The sequence below is a fragment of the Jeotgalibaca ciconiae genome, assembly GCF_003955755.1.
In the GTDB taxonomy this organism is placed as follows: domain Bacteria; phylum Bacillota; class Bacilli; order Lactobacillales; family Aerococcaceae; genus Jeotgalibaca; species Jeotgalibaca ciconiae.
In genome coordinates, this window is sequence record NZ_CP034465.1 from 1,077,747 (window position 1) to 1,100,252 (window position 22,506).

20 protein-coding genes and 1 riboswitch are annotated in these 22,506 nt (G+C 37.4%); all 20 genes read right to left on the reverse strand.

The genetic code is table 11. The features are described 5' to 3' along the window. Window positions 1-12: 12 nt before the first annotated feature. Complete coding sequence (locus EJN90_RS04955; protein WP_126109147.1) at window positions 13-651, reverse strand: MBL fold metallo-hydrolase; 639 nt, start codon at window positions 649-651, stop codon at window positions 13-15. 124 nt (window positions 652-775) lie between these two features. Next, on the reverse strand, window positions 776-1,264 hold the full coding sequence (locus EJN90_RS04960; protein WP_126109148.1) for a QueT transporter family protein: 489 nt from the start codon (window positions 1,262-1,264) through the stop codon (window positions 776-778). 6 nt (window positions 1,265-1,270) lie between these two features. Continuing rightward, window positions 1,271-1,316, reverse strand: a riboswitch (PreQ1 riboswitch). Window positions 1,317-1,595: 279 nt separating this feature from the next. Next, window positions 1,596-3,584, reverse strand: a complete 1,989-nt coding sequence (locus tag EJN90_RS04965) for an FtsX-like permease family protein (RefSeq protein WP_174919267.1) — start codon at window positions 3,582-3,584, stop codon at window positions 1,596-1,598. Next, window positions 3,574-4,344: an ABC transporter ATP-binding protein gene (locus tag EJN90_RS04970; protein WP_126109149.1), complete on the reverse strand. Its 771-nt coding sequence runs from the start codon at window positions 4,342-4,344 to the stop codon at window positions 3,574-3,576. The genes EJN90_RS04965 and EJN90_RS04970 overlap by 11 nt, the downstream gene beginning before the upstream one ends. A 104-nt stretch (window positions 4,345-4,448) precedes the next feature. After that, window positions 4,449-5,468, reverse strand: coding sequence for a sensor histidine kinase (locus EJN90_RS04975; RefSeq protein ID WP_174919269.1), 1,020 nt, complete (start codon window positions 5,466-5,468; stop codon window positions 4,449-4,451). After that, window positions 5,468-6,151: a response regulator transcription factor gene (locus tag EJN90_RS04980; protein ID WP_322348875.1), complete on the reverse strand. Its 684-nt coding sequence runs from the start codon at window positions 6,149-6,151 to the stop codon at window positions 5,468-5,470. The genes EJN90_RS04975 and EJN90_RS04980 overlap by 1 nt, the downstream gene beginning before the upstream one ends. A 199-nt stretch (window positions 6,152-6,350) precedes the next feature. Beyond that, a complete protein-coding gene (gene alr / locus EJN90_RS04985) occupies window positions 6,351-7,481 on the reverse strand; it encodes an alanine racemase (protein WP_126109150.1) in 1,131 nt (376 codons plus the stop codon). A gap of 10 nt (window positions 7,482-7,491) precedes the next feature. Beyond that, entirely contained in the window at window positions 7,492-7,842 is a 351-nt protein-coding gene (gene acpS, locus EJN90_RS04990; protein WP_126109151.1) for a holo-ACP synthase, read from the reverse strand. Window positions 7,843-7,930: 88 nt separating this feature from the next. Beyond that, window positions 7,931-9,292: a metallophosphoesterase gene (locus EJN90_RS04995; RefSeq protein WP_126109152.1), complete on the reverse strand. Its 1,362-nt coding sequence runs from the start codon at window positions 9,290-9,292 to the stop codon at window positions 7,931-7,933. A gap of 234 nt (window positions 9,293-9,526) precedes the next feature. Next, a complete protein-coding gene (locus EJN90_RS05000) occupies window positions 9,527-11,095 on the reverse strand; it encodes a DEAD/DEAH box helicase (RefSeq protein WP_126109153.1) in 1,569 nt (522 codons plus the stop codon). A 401-nt stretch (window positions 11,096-11,496) separates the two neighbouring features. Then, window positions 11,497-12,144 carry an amino acid ABC transporter permease gene (locus tag EJN90_RS05005; RefSeq protein WP_126109154.1) on the reverse strand — a complete coding sequence of 216 codons (648 nt, stop codon included), beginning with the start codon at window positions 12,142-12,144 and terminating at the stop codon, window positions 11,497-11,499. Window positions 12,145-12,156: 12 nt separating this feature from the next. Next, entirely contained in the window at window positions 12,157-12,804 is a 648-nt protein-coding gene (locus tag EJN90_RS05010; RefSeq protein WP_126109155.1) for an amino acid ABC transporter permease, read from the reverse strand. Window positions 12,805-12,838: 34 nt separating this feature from the next. Beyond that, window positions 12,839-13,681 carry a transporter substrate-binding domain-containing protein gene (locus EJN90_RS05015; RefSeq protein ID WP_126109156.1) on the reverse strand — a complete coding sequence of 281 codons (843 nt, stop codon included), beginning with the start codon at window positions 13,679-13,681 and terminating at the stop codon, window positions 12,839-12,841. Between the two features lie 12 nt (window positions 13,682-13,693). Beyond that, on the reverse strand, window positions 13,694-14,434 hold the full coding sequence (locus EJN90_RS05020) for an amino acid ABC transporter ATP-binding protein (protein WP_174919271.1): 741 nt from the start codon (window positions 14,432-14,434) through the stop codon (window positions 13,694-13,696). A gap of 277 nt (window positions 14,435-14,711) precedes the next feature. Beyond that, window positions 14,712-16,037: an IS3 family transposase gene (locus EJN90_RS05025; RefSeq protein ID WP_126109157.1), complete on the reverse strand. Its 1,326-nt coding sequence runs from the start codon at window positions 16,035-16,037 to the stop codon at window positions 14,712-14,714. 215 nt (window positions 16,038-16,252) lie between these two features. Continuing rightward, entirely contained in the window at window positions 16,253-16,996 is a 744-nt protein-coding gene (locus tag EJN90_RS05030) for a MurR/RpiR family transcriptional regulator (RefSeq protein ID WP_126109158.1), read from the reverse strand. Between the two features lie 184 nt (window positions 16,997-17,180). Then, a complete protein-coding gene (locus EJN90_RS05035; protein WP_126109159.1) occupies window positions 17,181-18,578 on the reverse strand; it encodes a 6-phospho-beta-glucosidase in 1,398 nt (465 codons plus the stop codon). A 394-nt stretch (window positions 18,579-18,972) separates the two neighbouring features. Beyond that, entirely contained in the window at window positions 18,973-20,364 is a 1,392-nt protein-coding gene (locus tag EJN90_RS05040; protein WP_126109160.1) for a UDP-N-acetylmuramoyl-tripeptide--D-alanyl-D-alanine ligase, read from the reverse strand. A gap of 83 nt (window positions 20,365-20,447) precedes the next feature. Next, complete coding sequence (locus EJN90_RS05045; protein WP_126109161.1) at window positions 20,448-21,533, reverse strand: D-alanine--D-alanine ligase; 1,086 nt, start codon at window positions 21,531-21,533, stop codon at window positions 20,448-20,450. 120 nt (window positions 21,534-21,653) lie between these two features. Beyond that, entirely contained in the window at window positions 21,654-22,403 is a 750-nt protein-coding gene (locus EJN90_RS05050; protein ID WP_126109162.1) for a hypothetical protein, read from the reverse strand. Window positions 22,404-22,506 lie beyond the last annotated feature (103 nt).

The following is a 22,506-nucleotide window of genomic DNA, read 5'->3' on the forward strand; positions in this document are numbered from 1 at the left end:
CTTCTTCGCACTCTATTTTAGAAATGGGTTTGTATCTATTTCTGCTTGGACGGTTGTAGGGTTTCCGTGTCCAGGGAATAGCACTGTGTTTCCCGGCAGTGTAACAATATGTTCATTGATACCTTTCATCAAAGTTTCACGATTACCATATCCTGGAAAATCCGTTCTTCCTACACTTCCTTGGAAAATAACATCTCCAACAATTGCGAAACCATTTTCTTTAAAAATAAATACCAAACTTCCTGGCGAGTGGCCTGGGATATGCTGTAGTTCAAATTTAAATTCACCAATTTGATGCATTCCAACTGTATCAAGATAAAAATCTGCTGGCTTTTCGATAATAACATCTGCCATTTCTGGATGTCTTCCCGAACCATTTAACATCGGATCTGTCAGCCAATCTTTTTCAATCGAACTTTGATATACAGGCACGCGGTAAGTATTTCTAATTTCATTCAAAGCGCCGATATGATCATAATGAGCATGAGTCAATACAATCGCAAAAGGATTTAAATTATTTACCTCAATCACATTTATGATTTCTTCCGCTTCTGCACCTGGATCAAAGATAATCGTGTCTCGGTTGTTTTCACCGATCAAAAAATAACAATTCTCTTCAATGGCTCCAACTGTTAAAACAAGTAGTTCCATTTTATTTCCTCCTCGATTCCTTATCTCTTCTATTATAGTAGACTAATTACGTTCTGTCGTATAATACGCTACCCAGAAAAAAACCATGTAGATAAAGCTTCCTACATGGTACTACTTCTTTATTCTAATTCATACGTTCTGTAAAACCAATTAGTTTATTTAAGTACTGCATAAGTGGTGCAGAAACAAGCAATACTACTAGTTCACCAATTGCTGTAGTTAAAAAGCTAAACCAAAATGGCAAGTCCAATACAATATATAATTCCACTGCAACAAAAATCATGGTTGCGGTAAACACCATTGTGGTTAGTATCATTCTTTTGGTCTCAGAATCATTTGGCTTAAACAACTTTTCTAAAATAAGAAAAGAGATAAATGTTTGCCCAAATCCAAAAACTAAGTCCCAAGCTCCTAATGTTGAAAAAATTAAGTTTGAGATAAAAACCCCTGCTAAAACTCCGTATTTATACGAGCGATGATAGCCGATTAAGTGATTCAACATCTCAGAAACACGAAACTGAACTGCTCCAAAAGACATAAAAGAAAAAATTCCAGTCATTGCTACATATAAAGCCGCAATAATGGTATTCGTTACCATTCGTTTTGTATTCATATTCCTCTCCTCCTAGTTTTTTTACGTGGGATGGTCGACGAACCACGTACCTGCTTTTTGCAAGCCTAAATAGTTTACCATAAACAGCAATAGAAGGAAACTAGAAAAGCAGACAAGTCCGACTTGGCCTATGAAAACAAATATTAAAATAAACTGAAAATGTATCATACAAGCAGTTAAAAATAGCTGTACTATGCAAATCTCCAAAAAATTGAAACAAAAATCGCGTAGATAATATTTTTTCTGTTTTTTGTACCTTCTGTAAAATAGAAAAAGCACTTGATTAAATCAATAATCAAATGCTTTTTCATTCTCAAATTAGTTATTCCTTTTATTCTACGATTGAAAAGTAAATACGAGCAGTCAATCGATAAATCAACCAATAAATCACACTAAAAGAAAGGACTACTCCTGCTATACAGCTGATTAAAATCGTATGGGAAAAAATTCCAAATAACATCAATAATTTATGGATAATTGGATAAGCAAAAGCTGTATGAACAGTTGCTACAATGAGTGGCAGCATAAACATCCACACTACTTGGCTGCGGCTCGTACTGCGAATCATATCCTTATCCAAGCCAACTTTCTGCATAATCTGGAATCTTTCTCGATCGTCATAGCCTTCTGAAATTTGCTTATAATAGGTGATCAATACCGTACCGATTGTAAACAACAATCCTAAGAAAATTCCCAAGAATAAAAAGCCGCCATTCAACATATACCACTCGTCACGTCCAGCACTGCGTGATTCGTACCGAGCGACAAAGTCTCCGTTACTAATTTTTTCAGAGATAAGTTCGCTGTAGCGAGCTTTTTCCTCTTCCGTTCCTGAAGTATCCCATTGAATCGATCCATAGACATCTCCATTCAAGTAATCCGTTGCCTCTGCTTGATAAGCAGAGAGAATAGCTTGCATGACTTCTTTACTTGGAACAACAATCAAATATGAACCGCTAATTGATTCCTCTATAGGAAACATATCCATGTTTTTTTCCAATATCAATGTATCAAATTCTAAAGTGGAAAGCTTGATCGTTTCATTTTGATAGTTCGCTGAATGGTGAATATAAACTTGATTATCAGCCAGTGTATCATCTGACTGTGTAAATTGATTATAATCATCAAGGGAAATCAAAAGCAAAGTGTCTGGCATCGTTAGGCCGCCATCGAAGTCTACCCCAACCTCAAAATAATCTTCTTTCATCTTTCCAAATAAATTTGCATAAATGTATTGCTTTTGGTTTTCAACTGCTACTTCTTCTGTATTTTCATTTATGACATTTATTATGTCTTCAACGCTCTCTTGTACTTGCTCGACTTTTACTTCATCACCAAAAGAATATACTGTTACATTATTTTCAGCTGGAAAACGCATAGCCAAAGTATCTTCTGTGCCTACATAAATAGTCGTTGTCGTCGCAAGCGCAATAATCACCATACAAGAAAGGACACTGATATTCGCCAAGCCAGTCGCATTTTGCTTCATACGATATAGCATGCCCGATATCGATATGAAAGCGCGAGGTTGATAGTACAGCTGTTTATTTTTCTTCATTGCCTTCAGAACAAAGATGGATCCTGCTGTAAACAAACAGAACGTTCCGATAATAACTAATATTACGGCTAAGAAAAATTGAATCATCGCGGCTAATGGATCCGAAATTGTAACTGAAATCCAGTAGCCATATCCCAAGGAGCCAATCCCTAGGATCAATAGAAACCAATTACTTTTCGGCTCCTTTTCTCCTTCTTTCTCGCCCTTTAACAGCTTGATCGGATTAGAAAACGTTACTTGGCTAATATTATATAAATATGCCACAAAAAAGATCACGGTAAATAGAATGACAGTCATTCCCATTCCTTCCCATGAAGTGGTGTAGCTCATTACTTCCGGTAATTGCAACAAATAGTTTAATAACAAAAAGAATAAGCGGCCAAACAACAAACCGATCAACAAACCAATAAGGATACTACCGAATCCCACAATTATTGTTTCTAGGAATAATATCCTGCCGACATGTTTCTTTTCCAACCCTAAAATACCATAAAGACCGATTTCTTTTTTACGTCTTTTAATCAAAAAGCTATTCGTATACATAGTAAAGATAAAAGAAAACAAACCGATGACAATCGCTCCCAAAGAAAACAAGGTGCTAAGCGTTGGATTTCTTTCTTGTACAAACTCATTCGTTAGTAAGGCAACCATTTGAGAAAACATGGCGACCGTCAAAACAGATGAAATCATATAAGGCAAATACAACTGTTTATTTGCTCGAATATTTTTGACAGCCATCTTCAAAAAGAAACTACCCTTCATTGCTCTCACCCCGATTAGTTACAACCAACATTGATTGAGCAATCTTATCCATAAATGCTTCCGTTGATAAGTCTCCGCGATAGATTTCATGGTAAACGATGCCATCACGGATGAATAATACACGATTCGAATGACTCGCTGCGCGAGCACTATGTGTTACCATCACAATCGTTTGTCCTTCTTCATTTACCCGTTCAAAAGTTTCCAATAAAGTTTGTGATGCTTTAGAGTCCAAAGCTCCGGTCGGCTCATCTGCCAGAATCACTTTTGGATTGGTAATCAATGCTCGAGCTACAGCGGCTCTTTGCTTTTGTCCGCCCGAAACCTCGTAAGGGTAATTATTTAATTGCTTCTCGATGCCAAGATTTTGAGAAATCGGCAGAATCCGGTTTTCCATTTCTTCCACCGGTGTGTTGGCCAATACTAGTGGTAAAAATATATTATCTTTTAAAGTAAATGTGTCTAACAAATTAAAGTCTTGAAACACAAATCCCAAAGTATCCCGGCGAAAACGCGAAATTTCTTTGTCTTTTATTTTTGATAAAGGTTGGCCATCTAGATAGACTTCCCCTTCTGTTGGTTGATCCAATGTGGAAAGAATATTTAATAGTGTTGTTTTACCTGAACCCGACTCCCCCATTATGGAGATGAATTCCCCTTTATTCACGGAAAAATTCACATCACTCAGTGCTTCGGTTCCCTTTGTTGCAAATTTTGCTCGATATACTTTTTTTAAGTTTTTAATTTCTAAAAATGTCATTTCAATCGCCTCCTCTCTCCATATAATAGAGGATTCTCTTTCATACTGCCTTTACTTTTCCTTACAATATAAAAAAGAACCTTACATTTTTGTAAGATTCCCTATTAGTCATACAAAAAGATGTCTTCCCTTTCCATATGAAGGGCTACTTTTGTATATTCATTCACTTTTGAATCGATTTCGATGGTATGCCCTAAACGCTGACAGATTTTTTTTGTTAAAAACAAACCCAGCCCAGTAGATTTTTCATGCAAGCGTCCATTTAATCCTGAATATCCTTTTTCAAAAATCTTCGGCAGGTCTTCGGCGCGAATCCCAACACCATTGTCTTCAATGATCAACGTTGCTTCTTTTGAAACATCCGCATAAATACAAATCCTTCCCTTTGGAGCATACTTTAAAGCATTCGATAAAATCTGTTCCAACAAAATTTCTAACCATTGGCCATCAGTAATAACTTTGATGTTCGTAGCTTCATAATCCAGCTTAATCCCGTTATAAATAAATAAAATAGCGTATTTTTTGATTACTTTCCGAATAATACCATCCAGCTCTACTTCGCTTAAGTCCAGTTCTTGGTTTGTTCCTTCTAGTTTTAAATAGTTGAGGGCCATATGGGTATAATCTTCTATCCGTAATAATTCTTGCTCCATTTGACGCTTTTCTTTCGAAGAAGGAAGCTGTTGGTTTAAAAGGCTCATGGCTGCAATAGGTGTTTTTATTTGATGCAGCCATAAGGTAAAGTAATCCATTTGTTCTCTTTTATTATTCAAGTTTTCTTGTGTTTTGAAATGGATATTCTCTCGTAAAGAGTGTAGTTTTTCATGATACAACAACTCTGCCGGATCCTGAATAAAGGGGATTTCTTTTAAAACATCTATATCAAAACTTTGCAATGACTGAAGAACCTGATATCGTTTCAGATATTTTGTCCACTGCCATAGTAAATATACAAGAAAACCAGCTGTCAGCAAAATGCTGCTGTAAAGCATGTATGAAAAAGGATAGCGTGTCAAAAAAGCAACAATGCCAAAACAAAATAAAGATATTCCATAGATAAATAGTTGTGGCTTTACATGATTGGCAAAGGCATTTATTGTTTTGTACCACTCTATTTTCACCATCACTCTTCAGCCTCCACAACAGAATATCCGAGTCCTTTTTTTGTAACAATCAACTGTTCCAATCCCATGTTCTTCAATTTTTTCCGCAAGCGTGTGATGGTTACTGCCAAGGTATTATCATCAATAAAAGATTCATCTTCCCATAAATGCACCATAATCGCTTCACGAGATACATAGTCATTTTTATGTTGAAAAAGTAGTTCCAAGGTTCGAAGCTCATTGCGCGTTAAATCAATTTCTGCTTCTTTATAAATCAATTTGGATTCACCTGCTCTTAAAACGACTTCACCCACACGCAAATAATTGTCTTTTTCAGTAAAATCATAGGTTCTTCTCAATAACGCTTGAATTTTCGCAAGAGTCACAGTTAGATCGAACGGTTTTTGGATGTAATCATCCGCTCCCATTTGAATAGCCATAACAATATCCATATTTTCAGAACGACTGGAAATAAAAATAATCGGTACTTGCGATACTTTACGTATTTCTTGGCACCAATGATAGCCATTAAAAGCAGGCAGTTGAATATCCATTAAGACTAATTGAGGACCTTCCACTTGAAACTGCTCCAGGATATTTTGGAAGTCTGTCACCAGATAAGGCTTATAATTCCATTTCTCTAATTCCTTTGCTAGGATGCTCGCAATAGTTGGATCATCTTCCACAATCATAATTTTCAACACGGATTCACCTCTTATTTAGAAAAGTGGGACAAGACCACTATGACTCGAAAGAAATTTAGGAAATCGTTCCCTGAATGAGCACCGGAGGGCGCAATGGGTACGATTTATCTAATTTCTGAGAGACTGGCTTGGACCGCTAGACAACATAGAAAAGCGGGACAAGGCCGCCATGACTCGAAAGAAATTCAACGTTCTCTGTCTATTCGTTATCCACGTAATTACGTGGAACACGACCACTGATGCCGCATAAAATCTCATAACCAATCGTACCAATTTCAACAGCCATATCAGAAGGATTATTTATTTCACCATTATTTTCACCTAAGAGTGTTACTTTTGTACCGATCGGGAATTCTTTTGGCAAGCTAATCATGCATTGGTCCATACAGATTACACCGCGAACTGGACAACGATGGCCTTCTACAAGAAGCGTCTGTCCCCCTAGATCACGCCTCCAGCCATCTGCATAACCGATTGGCAGTGTTGCCAGCCATTCGCCTTCATAGGCGCGGTATCGAGCTCCATAGCTGATAGTATCTCCCTTGTGCATCTGTTTTACATAACTTAGCTCTGTTTCTAATGTAAGAGCTGGTTTTAATGGATAAGGAAGCTGGATAGTTTTATCGGAAGGATTGTAACCGTACATAGCAATGCCTACTCGAACAGCGTCAGTTTCAAAATCTTCATGCCACAATGTCATTGCTGAATTCGCCAAATGTACAATTTCAGGTCGTTGCTTCAAGCTCGCTACTTGTTCTTTAAAAGTAGCATATTGACGTTCCACTTGTCGATCGTCTTCCCCGTCTGCAGTCGCAAAGTGAGTAAAGATTCCTTCTAAATGTAGTTCTTCATGCTCATTGCAAAACTCCTCGAAAGCCAATATTTCTTCGTTTGTACGCAAACCAATCCGGCCCATCCCAGTATCCACCGCTAAATGAATTCGTAAAGGGTTGGTAGTTTTTCGCAGCTTCAGCAATGGTAATGCATCTTTTAACCACTCAGTAGAAGCAGCAGTTGCACTGATGTTCAGATCCGCCATTAAAGCAACATCTCGAAGCTCAGTAACGCCCATTACTAATAAAAAGTCTTCTGTAAAACCACTATCTCGCAGTTCAATCGCTTCATCTAATATTGCCACACAAAAACCATCGACTCCTGCTTCTTTTGCAGCATTTGCAATTGGAATGGCACCATGTCCATAGCCGTCTGCCTTTACTACTGCTAATAGCTTTTTATGTTCTTTTATATTTGAACGAATTGTCTTGATATTTGATTTAATTGCACCTAAATCTATCGTTGCCACAGTTGGCCGGTGTACACCTCGTACCATAAAACTCTCCTTACTTTTCTAGAATTACTTGTGCGATGATTGTATTGGAAGAATGAGAGATCGATACCCAGACATTTCCTTCAAAAGGTGACTGGGTGACTTCCGGTTTCCCTTTTTCGTCCGGAAGTACTTCAATGTCTTGAAAAGATAGTTTTCCAATTCCAGTTCCATATGCTTTGGAGAAAGCTTCTTTTGCAGCATACCTTCCGGCAAGAAATTCCATTTGACGTATACCGGTTAGCCGTCTAAAAATTACCAACTCTTCTTTTGTAAGAACTCGTTCCGCAAATGTCCCTCTTTTTTGATATGCGGAGGTAATTCGGTCTAACTCCGTAACATCCAATCCAATGCCTACAATCATTTCTCTCCGTCCCTTCCAATTTCACTTCTTTCATTTTACCATAAACCAAAGACTGCATTCCACAGATGTATGAAAGGCAGTCTTGGAGTTATTGTTTATGTGGAATCACAATGCTTAAGTCATCCAAGTTTTTATCTTGCAGCAGTTGATTCGTATATCTTTTTAAAAAAGTCTCGCTATTGTCTTGAATGATTTGATAGCCTGCATGGTTCGTTAACTCTTCTAATAAAGATTCATCCTCTACATAATCTTCACCTGAAAAGTAACGTACATTCATCATACCAACAAAATCCATGACATCTTCTTCGTAAATTTCTTCATACCATTGCTCTTCAAACATCATTTGTAAAGCTAGAATTTCTCCGTCACCCTTGAAAAAATCGTGACTCGTCTGTGAATAGGCAAGTAATTCTGGTGCTTGATTTCCTACTTCTTCTGCCCAGCCTTCCACATCTAAAGTCTTACGTTGATAAGATAATTCTTCATTAGATAAAGTTATTTCGCCAATCGCATTGGGGAAAATAGAGAGCGCCCCGGTGATTATTTCATAAAATGGTACTTTGAAATGATCCGTCTTTGAAATATTTTGTGCATGGATATGGCCCGCAAAGCCAGCTTGAATACCCTTTTCTACAAAAAACTCTGTTGCCTCTTCAGAATTTTCCAAGACGAGACCGCCTCCCTCTCTGCCGCTATGGTTCATTAGAGGATGATGGCCGACTAAGTAAGTCTCTTGTGGTTCTCCTTGCATGTTGAAATATTCTTCCAACCACGTAAAGGTTTCTTCATTAATCCGGCCTTCCGCTATCGGAGCTTTGGTACTCTTCATCTCACTATAGATGTTGGTATCAATCATGAGGAAAGGAAATCCTTCTTTCGGCTCGATTACATAGCTGAGTGAGGTTGGATCTTTACTGATGGCTAAGTCATAACCAAATTCAGCGAAAATTCCCTCGAAATCTTCTGGTGTCACTTGTTCGACAACTTCCATCTCTTCGCCTTGGAATTTGCGTGCCCAGCCGCTATGAATGTCATGATTCCCTGGTATGACACTAACTTGCGTTCCGTTCTCTTCAATCTTTCTGAAAAAGTCTGCAAGTTCCACCATACTTTGATATTCTCCATTAAAAGTCAAATCACCGCTGACGATCAATAAATCGGGTTGCTCTTTCGCTGCTTCCCAGACCAGCGCCTCCATAATTGCTGGAATATGCTCCAAGTCTTTACCGGCTGATGTTGCTTTCATTCTAGCAAATGCTTCCCCGTCATCGAATAAATCGGGAGCGAGATAATGAATATCGGTTACCATCCAGATCGTTAAATCTTCTTCCTCTTTAACCAAAGGAGCAACCGCCTGCAATTCTTGTTTTGCATCTTTTTTCTCGTTCAGACCATAAAGAAAAAAGCCAGTAAGCAATAGAACGAACACTCCTAGTATCTTTTTTATCAATGTAAAAGCTCCTTATTAATCGTTTGGATTTATTATAGTAGTTACAAACGCTAGTTGTCGAATATTTTTGCTGATGAATTATTATTCTTGCTAATATAAGAAGCTTCAGATGATCTATAGTAACTCTTTCAAAAAAGAAATTTCTTTTAAGGCACCAACACTAGAAATGATGGAGCCAAATAATAAAGCAAAAAAAAAAGAAAAGAGGACAAAATATCCTCTTCTCTCGTTTCATTAATCGTTATTACGGATTGTAAATCCTGGTTTTTTGCCTTTATTTTGGCCTTTATTCTGGCCTTTATAGCCTGAACCTGAACGGTCATCGCGTTTGCGATCATCACGGCGTTTACCACCGGAACGATTTTTTCCGCCTTCATGGCTGCGAGAACGGCTTCCGCCTCTTTCTCCTGAAGAACGACGATCACTTGAACGGCCGCCTTTATATCCGCCACCAGATTTATTGTAATTACGTTTTTTATTACGTGATGGTAACGGACGCTCTGGTGTAATTTTTACTGGTACATCTGTCGAATCTTTTGCTTGGCTCTTAACGAATGCCGCTGCAAGTTCTTCAGCAGAGAATTCTTCCATTAAAAATTCTACAGCACGACTATACTTAGTAGCATCTGTTTCTTTTACTAGACGACTAATTTCATCAACAGCTGTTTTCATTTGTCCGCGCAACGCTTCTTCATCAGAAGGTGGTCTCAACGGAGACATTTCTTTTCCTGTTAATTTTTCAATCGTACGTAGATAATCCATTTCGTTTGGTGTAACGAATGTAACAGACATTCCTTCTTTACCAGCACGGCCAGTACGACCAATACGGTGCACATAGCTTTCAGGGTCTTGAGGAATATCATAGTTGTATACGTGTGTTACTCCCGTAATATCTAATCCACGAGCAGCTACGTCCGTAGCAACTAAAATATCTAAGTTTCCTGATTTAAAGTCTTTCAAAACACTCATACGTTTTTTCTGAGTTAAGTCACCGTGAATTCCTTCAGCGCGGTAACCACGTAGTTCAAGACCTTTTGAAAGTTCATCTACACGGCGTTTTGTACGTCCGAATACAATCGCTAATTCAGGGGATTGAACATCGAATAAACGAGTCATGTTATCAAACTTCTCAAAGTCTTTACATTTCACAAAGTATTGATCAATCAAGTTTGCTTGCATATGAGATGCTTTGATTTGTACGTGTTCTGGTTTCTGCATGAATTGTACACCAATGCGTTTAATACTTGGCGGCATCGTTGCAGAAAATAGAAGCGTTTGACGATCAGCAGAAGTTTCGCTGATGATTGCTTCAATATCATCCAAGAATCCCATATTTAACATTTCGTCTGCTTCATCTAAGACAAGCGTTTGAATTTCGCTTAAACGTAATGTTTTACGACGGATGTGGTCTAATAGACGACCAGGCGTTCCTACTACGATATGCGGTTTGTTTTTAAGCGCACGAATTTGGCGTCCAATGTCCGCTCCACCATATACAACTTGAACAGATACGCGTTTTTCGCGTCCTAAGCGGTATAATTCTTCTTGCGTTTGAATAGCCAATTCACGAGTTGGCGCAATCACCAAACCTTGAATCACTTGTTTTGATGTATCGATCTTTTGAAGCATTGGTAAACCAAATGCTGCAGTCTTACCTGTACCGGTTTGTGCTTGACCAATTACGTCAAGTCCTTCTAGTGCCAATGGTATCGTTTGTTCCTGGATTGGAGTTGCTTCTTCAAAACCCATTGATTCAACGGATTTTAGTAGTTCGGGAACTAGTCCCAGTTCTGAAAATTTCATGTTTCCTCCTAATTTTTGAGAAACAATGGAGAGTCTTTTCTTAACCCTATAAAATTGTAAAATATGTTCGCCAAATGTAGCGAACTCTTTTTTAATCCTCTAGTTGGTAATTATCAAATATTATATACAAAAAGATTATAGGAATCATTTTTGAATAGTACGTTTGTTTTGGTCTGTTTCTTTCATCTTCTGAAGAAAAACCCTCTTTTATTCCTCGTGATTTTTAACATGTGTAATCATAGCATGATTTTCAAACATTTACAAATTTATTACTCTTTTTTTGAAAATATTTTTTCTAGCTTACATTTAACAACCCTTGATGCATAAATAAAAAGAAGCAATAAAGCCATAAAGGCATTACGCTTCTTTTGAAATTAAGCAATCAATATTGTACAGATAACTCACAAAACTTTTTCTAATTTTTTCGAAAATCTTGATAATGAGTAGCAGACAATCCAATATAATAATCCCATCATAATAAACATAGGAATCACATAATTGGTATTTTGACCGTATACGATCCGCACATGATGCGTTAACTCAGGCAGCGTAATAATCGTTGCTAAAGAAGTATCTTTTATTAACGAAACAATCTGGCTAACAATTGGCGGTACCATTGCGCGTAAAGCTTGCGGAATGACGATATACCAAAGTGTTTGTCCATAAGTCAACCCGGTAGATACCCCAGCCTCTGTTTGTCCGATTGGAATAGAGTTAAGTCCACCGCGGATGATTTCCGACAGCATGGCTGATTCAAAAATCGTAAGCGCAGCTACTGCTGACCAAAAAATTGTCAGGCGAATTCCGATTTGTGGCAAAGCAAAATAAGTAAAGAAAATAATTAGCAATAATGGTAAGTTCCGAATAATATCGATAACTGCTCCAACAATTACAGAAAGAACCGGAATTTTCAAATAACGAATGAGCCCCAGCACAGCACCTATGATAAAACTAAAAAGACTGGCTACTAAAGCGACTTTTAGTGTCAACAGAAGGCCTTCTAATAAAAAACGGATATTGATCCATGTATATGCTCCTGCAAAGTCCATATGTGATTCCTCCTAACCGTTTGCTGCAGTCCGACGTTCTAAATATTGCATTAAATAAGTTAATGGCAACGTAATAATTAAGTACAGGAAAGCAACTAAAATATATGTATCAAACACGTTAAATGTTTCACTCGCAATTAAATCTCCGTAGTACATCAAATCTAACCCTGCAACCATTGCCAAAATGGAAGAGTTTTTCACAAGATTAATAAATTGATTTCCAAGTGGAGGAATCACAATCTTGATGGCTTGCGGTAAAACGATATACCGCATCGATTCCCAATAGGTAAATCCTGTGGAAAGACCTGCTTCCATTTGTCCAGCTGGAACACTTTGGATTCCTGCACGAACAGTTTCCGCAATAAAGGCGGATGTATAAAGTGTCAGACCAATAATCCCTGCTGTAAAACCATCAATTCCGGTTACATACATGGGGAAAGCAATATAGAAAAATAAAACAATGACAAGTAGAGGAAGATTTAAAAACAGTTGGATGTAGATAGCCGCTAATGTATTCAATATGCGGTTCTGAGCTACTTTAAAAACACCAAAGAATGTTCCTATTATGGTACTAAAGAATAAAGCTACCACACTTGCGATTAAGGTATTCAAAAAGCCTTCTAGCAATATATCTCCATAGTTTGAAAGTAATTCAAACATGTCATTCACCTCTTTCTGAGTTCAGTTTGCTTCACTACTTCTCAACAGGAACTGCCCAACCTAAATCAGGGAGTTCTTCCGTCGGGAACCAGTGATGGAAAATTTCAGCATAAGTACCATTTTCAACCATCGTTGCTAATGCATCATTTACAGAATCAAGAAATGCTTCTTGACCATGATTAATCGCAATTCCATATGGTTCATTGGTAAATGGATCACCCGCCAAACGATAGTTCGGGTTATCTGCAATCATTCCTAACAAAATCGCATTGTCGGTGGTTACTGCATCCCCCTGCCCTGATTGAAGCGCGGTAAAAGCTTCCGAATAATTTTCAAGCTCGATAATCTCTGCTTCTGGACTATGTTCCCGAATGTTAATAGCAGATGTAGATCCTTTAACTGCGATAACTGTATGTTCCCCAGTTAAATCTGTTACGCTATTAATCTCGCTGTCGTTCCTGACTAGTAACGACTGTCCTGCGGCAAAATAAACTTCTGAAAAATCAACTTCTTTTCGACGTTCTTCCGAAATTGTCATCGTTGCAATAATCGTATCAATATTCCCATTCTTTATTAAAGGAATCCGCGTTTTTGAAGTAACTTCAACGAATTCCGCATTGGCAGCATCCCCAGTAATTACTTCTGTTATTGCTTTGGCAATATCGATATCAAATCCTTGGATTTCTACATCTTGAATATTATAGAGTCCAAATAAATTTGTATCAGCTTTTACGCCCCATACGATTTTCGGAGATTCTGACTCTTCTATTCTTTCTAAAATATCTCGATTCGCTAAGTTACTGTCTGCGCAGCCATTTAAAAAAAGAATAAACAAAACAACAAGGAAGACTCTATAAATACGAGAACCTTTCTTCATATGAATTCCTCCTTATACATGATTAATAATTTTACTCAAGAAATGTTTGGCACGTGGATCATGTGGATTTTCATAGAACTCTACAGCTTCTCTATCTTCAATGACTTCTCCCTCAGCCATAAAGACGATACGATCGCCCACTTCACGAGCAAATCCCATCTCATGAGTTACCACAACCATCGTCATTCCTTCTTTTGCTAACTTTTTCATTACATCCAAAACATCATCGATCGTTTCTGGATCCAGTGCACTCGTAGGCTCATCAAACAATAAAATTTCAGGGTTCATTGCTAACCCTCGCGCAATCGCGATTCGTTGCTTTTGTCCGCCTGAAAGTCGAGTAGGGTATACATCTTTTTTATCTAACATATTTACTTTATCTAAGAAAATTTCAGCCGTTTTACGTGCTTCTTCAGGATCTTTTTTCAAAACTTTTATCGGTGCTAATGTAACATTTTCTAACACAGTCATGTGAGGATACAAATTAAAATGTTGGAATACCATTCCAACATGCTTACGGATTTCCGTTTTATTTGTACTTTTGGCATGCAAGTCAGTTCCATTTACTAATAAAGTTCCATCATGAATATCTTCTAACCCATTAATACAACGCAGCATTGTACTTTTACCAGAACCTGAAGGACCGATAACAACCGTTACTTCCCCTTTATTAAAAGATAGATTAATATTTTTTAGTGCTTGAAAATCTCCATAATACTTATTTACATTCTTAAATTGAATCAATTCTTTCATAAAAATACCTCCTTTTTTATTCTAACGCAAAAGTTGGGAGCCTTATTCTCTAATAAATGAGGATTCCTTCATCACTTTTTCCTCATATTATTAAAATGCATATTTTTTAGTATACAACATTTTTATGAAATATAAATGATTTTTTTAATTTTTTTCATCTTAAGCGTTTTTTATGTAAGAAAATATAACCTATTCCTTTCGTTCAATCCTTTACAAATAAAAAGATACGCTCTCTTTTTGAAATGGACCCTGTGTCAAGGACATTAAAAAAAAGACCTTATGCAACACCCGATAAAAATTGCTCCCTGTAATGAACAGGAGGCAATTTTTTTAGGTTCCATTGTCCGCGTTCATTATTATAGTAGTCTATGTAATCATCTACTATTGCTCGTAACTCTTCTAAATGGACACAACTTTTATACTCCATTTCATCTTTCAAATGACCAAAGAACGACTCTTGAGGAGCGTTGTCCCAACAATTACCTCTTCTAGACATGGACTGTCCTAAGTCATTATCCGCCAACTTCTTATGGAATTTAGGACTCGTATAGTGCACGCCCTGATCTGAATGGATAAAGGCATCTTTGTGTAACGTTGCGCCGTGGGCGCTCATTAATACATCAATGGTAGTTAATGAGATAGCTAGTTTTAGGTTATCAGATACATAGTGAGCGAGTATCTCTTTCGTCGTGCCGTCTTTAATGGTCGACAAATAACCCATAAATCCATTGGCTCCAGGTAAATAAGTGATATCAGTTAAGAGAACTTTATGAGCTATTCCTTGGACAAATTGACGCTCCAATTTATTCTCAACAGTGTGGTGTTCTTTGGTAGCTTTCGCCATTCTCTTATAGGGGTTCGCTTTACGAATGGGGCAGAAAATATGAAATTTCCTCATCAAGCGCTGGACCTTTTTACGATTGACTGTCATTCCTAGAATATTCTTGAAATACATGACAATACTACGAGAGCCTTTCTTGTAACCACGGTAGCTATAGGCGTTTTCAATTTGGATTCTCCAAGCTTGATCTTCCTCTTCTCGTACGTTTCTCTGGGCTAAGCCCTTTAAATAATTGTAATAACCTGAGCGAGAAACCTCCAGCGTTTCACATGCATCTATAATCGTTCCTGTGTATGAACCATCTGTTTTCATTTTATGGATTCTTGCGAAGGTTTCACTAGTCTTTTCGCTGTTTTCTAGCCTCCTTTCGCTCCATTCTGATTTTTTTAACAATTCATTTTCCTGCTCTAATAATGAAATTTTAGCTTGTAACTTTTCAATTTGTTGTTCAGGTGTTCGTTCAGTCTTTCGCGGTCTGCCTGAACGGTTTTGTCGAGTGTCTTTCAATGCCAAAACACCATTATCACGATATCTTTTTCGCCATTTCTTAGCGAATGCTTTTATCCGGCTTTCACCAAGCATTTCCGGATCAAATCCTGCTTCAATAAATATTTGTTTAGCCGTTTTTGAATCCAATGATTCTGAAACAAAATGGCGTTTGAATTCATCGGAATAAGTAATGCTTTTCTCTGATACATTTTTAACGTACGGATTTCTTCTCAAAACTCGAATTTGTTCCGATGTAAAAATTAACTTTGACATTTAGCGGCTCCTTTCTGCACGTAGTGCAGTTAATATGAATTGTGGTTTAATGAATGGAGCAATACTACTTCAATTCAAACGTTAACGTATTTTCCTCTATTCATAAGTATACAAAAACAAACCCTATAGAAGGGCACTTTTTTTAGTGTCCATTCTATAGGGTCCATTTTATTTTTTTGGAGGTATCTTTTTATTTTTATTCATTTTTTAGAGTGCTATTTATTCTGTCGCTCGTAGGTTCGGCGTGCCAATGTCTCCAATAGAAAAACAACTGGAATTTGAGATGTGATGTTGATATTGTATCCTTTGTCTACAATTTCTTCTGTTAGATGATAAGCCAAATTAACATCTGACAGCCTGGCTAATGTATTATGAGAAGTGTTCGTGATACTGATAATTTTACTATTCAACTTTTTCATTGCCTCGACTTTTTCAATCAGGCTTATCGTTTCACCTGTGACAGAACATATGATAATCACAAACTTTTCATATTTCTTTGTCATAAGATGAAAAGGATAACTAGAGTCTTGAATATGAAAAGCACTAATACCTAAGTTCGCAAATTGACGAGCAGCATATGCGGCAATATCTCCAGAAGTACCGATTCCGAAAAAAAAAGTTAATTCTGAATCTAAAATAACTTTTACTGCTTCCTTAATTTGCATTTCATACTCCGAAGTGAGCGACCTCTTAAAAAACTCTTCTACAATAGCAGTTGGTTCATAAAATGTTTGATTGGATTTACGATTCATGTTCTTCTTTAGAAACAATTTTAATTCCCAAATGTTTAAAAAACCTAATTTTGTAACAACTCGTGTTACCGTCGCAGGAGAAACGTGCGTTGCTTTTGCAATTTCCCGGACGCTTCCGTCTACTGCGAGTGCTGTATATTGTAAAAAATATTCGTAAACTTTTAATTCTGTAGAAGTTAGATTTTTAACTTTTTCTAAGTCAAACATAGCAACCCATCCTTATGTTTTCTACACATATTGTAACATGTTGTTCTTTGAAAGTAATCGCTACTTTCCAAATATGGCTTTAAGGAAGACATATACAACCAAAGAACCGATTTTGTATTCACACTCTATCAATCACCCAAAAAAGACCACTACTTTGTAAGTAATGGCCCAATTAATTTATTTACTAGTTGCTCTTCATTAATTCATTTACGTACTCTACAACTTCTGGTTGCTCTGCTTCAATCTGAGCGATGCGGTCTGCAAATTGTGGCAAATGCTTTTTGTGAGCATATAGCAATTCGTCCAGAATCGTCTTTGCCAAAGTTCCACCTGGAACTAATGGATTTATGGTAAATGCTTGTAAGGCAGCTCCGTAACTACCTGTTGTTGCAGCACGAATAACAGTCTCTTCCATTGCTTTCATTCCCTGCAGCAAACCACGTGCAGCTGACGGCATCTCTCCCCAATTATGTGGTTCTGCCCCGTGAGCTGTGATAGAAGCTGAAACCTCAACTACGCAATCATACGGCAATCCATCAATCGTTCCATTATTCTCAATAGAAACAACCATGTCCGTCTTTTTATCATTTACAATCGAAGCAATTACTTCACAGGCAGCGTCACTATAATGAGTTCCTCCACGTTGGGTTAGTTCTTCAGGTTTATAATCTAATTCTGGATCTTTATACAGCTCAAACAAACGTTTCTCGGTTTCTTTCACTACTTGTGCACGTGTTTCGCCACGTTCGAACTCTTCGATAGAATGTTGTAACATTTCATCTTCAATATAATAATAACGATGATAGCCGCACGGCAACAATCCTAAATCTTTTATTTGCTCGTAATGGAAAGTAGCACTGTGAATATTCTTTAAGTGGTTACTGTCTTCATCTTGTGCAAGACCATAAATGGCATCAATCGCATCATACGTACGTTCTGCCCCCGTTTTATCCCACACGCGATGCCAGTGAAAATGATTGATACCTGCAAATTTATAAAACAACTCGTCTTCGGGGATATCAAGTTTTTCTGAAACGGCTTTACGGTGGCCAATCGGCACATTACATAGTCCAATCGTTTTCTTCCAGCCAAAATGCTTAACAGCTGCCTCTGTAACCATTCCAGCTGGATTAGTAAAGTTAATCAACCAAGCATCGGGACACTGAATTTTCATATCAGCGATAATTTCGCCAATTATCGGAATTGTACGGAAAGCTTTCAAAATACCGCCAGCCCCATTTGTCTCTTGTCCTAATACGCCGTGAGATAGTGGAATTCGCTCATCTTTCACACGTGCATCCAAAAGCCCTACCCGAAATTGAGTGGTTACAAAGTCAGCTTCCTTCAAAGCTTCAAAACGATCTAACGTTAAATGTACGTCCCAATCTAGCCCTGCAGCACGAATTTGACGTTTAGCCATTTCGCCTACTACTTCTAATTTTTCTCGTCCCGCTTCGATATCAACCAGCCAAATTTCTTTGATTGGCAATTGATCTTTTCTTGTAATATATCCTTCAATTAGTTCTGGCGTATAACTGGAACCGCCACCAATTGTTACGATTTTTAGTCCTTTTTTATCCATTCATTTCCCTCCATTTGATAAGGTTTTCATTTGTCTATACTTTAGCATATAGTACAGACTTAAAAAGACATTTTCTTGATAATGAGACAAGACGAGATTGATTGGTTTTTGTTTCACATTTGAAACGTTTTTCTATTAGAAAAGCGGACAAGTCCGCCTTGGCCTATGAAAAAATAGGAAATTTGACCCTGAATTGTCAGGAGACTTCACGCTTCAGCGGGTTAGTCGAATGATATGCGTTAGCGAGCAGCGAAGCGCGCAATGGGGCAAATTTATCTTTTTTTCACTAGGTCAGGACTTGGGAGCTAGACATTGATGGCTGAACTTATAATCCCCTAGTCTATAAAAAAACTGAGCAGAATCGCTCTATAGCGTCTTCCACTCAGTTTCTGATTTATCTTTCTGAAACACGCAGTTCTTTCACTACTGAAAGTAGGTCTGTTCCAAAACTTGATTTAATTAAGATCTGATCATTTTCTTTTAAGTCGTCTTTTAAAGCCTGTATCAATAGTGCTTTTTCGCCTGTATAATGATGGAGATTTTCACTTGAAAATGAATCCTTTAATACCTCATACAATGCAAGCATTTCATCACCATATAGGTATACTTCATCAAAATTTTCTGGAGAAAGCGAAGTCGATAATGATTCGTGCAGTTTGGTTGATTGTTCTCCTAACTCACGTATATCTCCTAATAAAACGATGCGACGACCATTTTCTTCACGAGGAACATTCTGAAATGCTTTTAATACAGCCTTCATTGCTGTTGGACTCGCGTTGTAAGCATCATTTAAAATTTGTACACCGTTCATGCCTTCAAGCCACTGTGTGCGGTTTTCTGTCAACTTGAAGTTTTCTAAGTAAGCTTTTACTTCAATCATTGATAAATTAAAATGACTGGCAATCGACAAAGCGATGAGGGCATTTTGAACGTTATAATCCCCTAAAACCGGAATTGTTAACGTAGCTGTATCATCAAAATTCACTTTGAAATTTGTATAATCTTTCCCACTTTCAATCGCGTATGCAAAAATCGTCGCAGTCTTGTCAATTCCAAAAGTTGCTTTTGAATACGTTCCGTCAAGCGGCATTTCTTCGCGAATCAATGGTTCGTTAATTGGATAAATGAACAAGCCATCTTCCTTCAAACCATCAAGAATCTCTAGCTTTGCTTTAGCAATATTTCTGCGAGTACCTAAGTGCTCCAGATGACTTTCGCCAATCAGAGTAATAGCTGCAACATCTGGTGCCGCAATTTTGCTTAATAACGAAATTTCTCCAAAGTCTGACATGCCCATTTCCAGCACAATGATTTCTGTATCTTCCGGCATATCCAAAATAGTGCTTGGTAGACCAATATCATTGTTATAGTTTCCTTCTGTTTTATGGACACGATAGCGCGCTGCCAGCACTCCTGCTGTCATATCTTTTGTAGTTGTTTTTCCATTACTGCCTGTGATTGCAACTACTTTTGGTTGAATCATTGCTAAGTAAGCTTTTGCTAAATCTTGAAGAGCTTTTAGAGTGTCATCTACTAAGATAACCGCAATTCCTTCAGGAGCTTCTGATTCAGATCGACTCCACAGCGTTGCAATTGCACCATTGGCAATTGCAGATTGAATATAATCGTGACCGTCTGTCTCTCCCTTCAATGGCACAAATAGAGTGTTCTCTTTTGCTTTACGGGAATCAAATACAACCGAATCAATTTCTGCAAAACGATTTGGGGAACTATAATCGATTGCATGTACTGCTTTTACAATATCAATAATACGAATTGGCTTCATTGCTGACCCTTCTTTCCCTAGTTGATAAAAGAAAAAGCCGCCTCTTTTGGAGGGCAGCATCTATTCTTTTTTAGTTTTACTAATTAATCAACATCAACGTAATTAATTTTTTCAGAATGACGTTTTAATGCTAGTTGTATTAACTCTTCCACTAAATCGCTGTACTTCAACCCTGTGTATTCCCATAACAATGGATACATGGAAAACTTCGTGAAGCCAGGTAATGTGTTGACTTCATTTAAATATATTTCGTTATTGCTGGTTACAAAAAAGTCACAACGACTCAACCCCGTACCATCAATAATTCGGAATGCTTTTGATGCATAATTCTGTAACTTCGCAACAAGTTCTTCTGGAAGTTCAGCAGGAATTTGTAAATCAACAGCATTGTTAATATATTTTTCTTCATAATCATAAAAATCGATTTTCTTCACAATTTCACCAGGCACAGATGTATGGACATCTGAATTTCCAAGAATAGCAATTTCAATTTCTCTTGCTTCAACCCCTTGTTCCACCACAATACGATGATCATACAAAAGAGCTTTGTTAATTGCTTCAATTAATTCGTCACGGTTTGACGCTTTTGAAATCCCTACACTTGACCCCATATTCGCTGGTTTCACATACATAGGATAAATTAATGACCCTTCACAACGCATAAATATTTTTTCTTGGTCATTATTCCAATCAAACTTAAATACAGGTACATATGGCACTTGGGGCAAACCAGCTTGCTGGAATAATTGCTTGCTAGTGATTTTATCCATACCTGCCGCGCTTGCTAATACACCGCAACCCACATAAGGCATATCCAGGACTTCAAATAATCCTTGGACTGTTCCATCCTCACCGTTTGGACCATGCAAGACCGGGAAAATTACTGCATCTTCAGATTGAATGGCTGCAGGTGTAATTTTCACTCCATAAGAAAGATTTCCTTCTTCTGTTGCCATACTTGCTTCAGCATTTTCAGCTAAACGTAAGAACTCAGAATGTTCGACGGGTGCATACAAGGTTTCTCCTTGGATCCAGTCCCCTTTGCGAGTAATGTATATCGGAATAACATCGTAATATTCATAATATATTTCTTTAACAATTGAGTGGGCCGTGAGTATCGAAACATCATGCTCGGCACTCTTGCCTCCATAGATTAGAAAAACTTTCATACATTTTCTCCTTAGCTTTGGACTTAGGTATAATCAGATCTTTTTCATAGGACATTGTACCATATCACGAAAAACCATAACATAGCAAAAAGAGTCTGGCACTCATTTTTTTGCAAGACTCTAATCAAACTGGTACTCCAAACTCCATTTTTCACTTTCTGTATTATATTCGATATATCCGAACGAGTCATTTCCATCAAATAAGCGGTCAACCATTGATAATCTATCTTCAGCAATGAAAAGAGGTACTTGGTAAACCCCATTTTCAATTTTTATTTGTCGGAATGATAAACAGATTCCTTCACGAAAAAGAGGAATGAGCTCATCCATATTGGGAATTGAAAAAGTAGCAACTGTCTTTTCTTTTTGGAAAAAGCGCTTTTTTTCATTAACGGTATTATGCATCCGTTGTGTAATCGATTCTACAAACTGATCCATGAACTCTTCAAGGTAACGGTAATAAACTTTAATAAAATTATTTGGCAATGAGAGAAAAATATAATTATTTTGTAGTTTGTAATAGAAAGGAGAGTGTAAGTAGTTATGAGCATGCGCAATGTAAAGAATCTCGGATATTTCTACCGGTGTCAATTGATGTAACATTTCGATGCTCGAAAAATCAATCCACGAACTTAAATTAGAAGGATTTTTAATGCCGCTATCTAAGAATGCTTTTACGTTTTCTTGGCCTTTGATAACTTGAAAACCCGTGTGACTATCATGCGTTCCTACCGACACTCCATCTTTTATTAATAAAAGATTATTTGGAGTCCTTCTTAAGGCGTTCTTTTTGTTTAAATTTATAATTCCTTTACTTAATACATTATTTCCTACCGTATCATAATAAATATAAATAACTTGTCCTGGCACTCTATATCCTCCCTTCCCTCAAACTTTTCTCATCCATTGTACTACCCGGATAAAGTAGTTGGGTATCAAATAGATGTTAATATTATTACAATCATATATCTTT

Excerpts from the sequence above, each read along its gene's own strand:
- alr (WP_126109150.1), bottom strand. The coding sequence starts at position 7,481 with ATGGTACGAGGTGTACACCGGCCAACTGTGGCAACGATAGATTTAGGT.
- EJN90_RS05020 (WP_174919271.1), bottom strand. The coding sequence starts at position 14,434 with ATGAAAGAATTGATTCAATTTAAGAATGTAAATAAGTATTATGGAGAT.
- EJN90_RS05005 (WP_126109154.1), bottom strand. The coding sequence starts at position 12,144 with ATGGACTTTGCAGGAGCATATACATGGATCAATATCCGTTTTTTATTA.
- EJN90_RS05000 (WP_126109153.1), bottom strand. The coding sequence starts at position 11,095 with ATGAAATTTTCAGAACTGGGACTAGTTCCCGAACTACTAAAATCCGTT.
- EJN90_RS05030 (WP_126109158.1), bottom strand. The coding sequence starts at position 16,996 with ATGTTTGACTTAGAAAAAGTTAAAAATCTAACTTCTACAGAATTAAAA.
- EJN90_RS05045 (WP_126109161.1), bottom strand. The coding sequence starts at position 21,533 with ATGAAAGTTTTTCTAATCTATGGAGGCAAGAGTGCCGAGCATGATGTT.
- EJN90_RS05025 (WP_126109157.1), bottom strand. The coding sequence starts at position 16,037 with ATGTCAAAGTTAATTTTTACATCGGAACAAATTCGAGTTTTGAGAAGA.
- EJN90_RS04975 (WP_174919269.1), bottom strand. The coding sequence starts at position 5,468 with ATGGTGAAAATAGAGTGGTACAAAACAATAAATGCCTTTGCCAATCAT.
- EJN90_RS04970 (WP_126109149.1), bottom strand. The coding sequence starts at position 4,344 with ATGACATTTTTAGAAATTAAAAACTTAAAAAAAGTATATCGAGCAAAA.
- acpS (WP_126109151.1), bottom strand. The coding sequence starts at position 7,842 with ATGATTGTAGGCATTGGATTGGATGTTACGGAGTTAGACCGAATTACC.
- EJN90_RS05035 (WP_126109159.1), bottom strand. The coding sequence starts at position 18,578 with ATGGATAAAAAAGGACTAAAAATCGTAACAATTGGTGGCGGTTCCAGT.
- EJN90_RS04960 (WP_126109148.1), bottom strand. The coding sequence starts at position 1,264 with ATGAATACAAAACGAATGGTAACGAATACCATTATTGCGGCTTTATAT.
- EJN90_RS05010 (WP_126109155.1), bottom strand. The coding sequence starts at position 12,804 with ATGTTTGAATTACTTTCAAACTATGGAGATATATTGCTAGAAGGCTTT.
- EJN90_RS04955 (WP_126109147.1), bottom strand. The coding sequence starts at position 651 with ATGGAACTACTTGTTTTAACAGTTGGAGCCATTGAAGAGAATTGTTAT.
- EJN90_RS05040 (WP_126109160.1), bottom strand. The coding sequence starts at position 20,364 with ATGAAGCCAATTCGTATTATTGATATTGTAAAAGCAGTACATGCAATC.
- EJN90_RS05015 (WP_126109156.1), bottom strand. The coding sequence starts at position 13,681 with ATGAAGAAAGGTTCTCGTATTTATAGAGTCTTCCTTGTTGTTTTGTTT.
- EJN90_RS04965 (WP_174919267.1), bottom strand. The coding sequence starts at position 3,584 with ATGAAGGGTAGTTTCTTTTTGAAGATGGCTGTCAAAAATATTCGAGCA.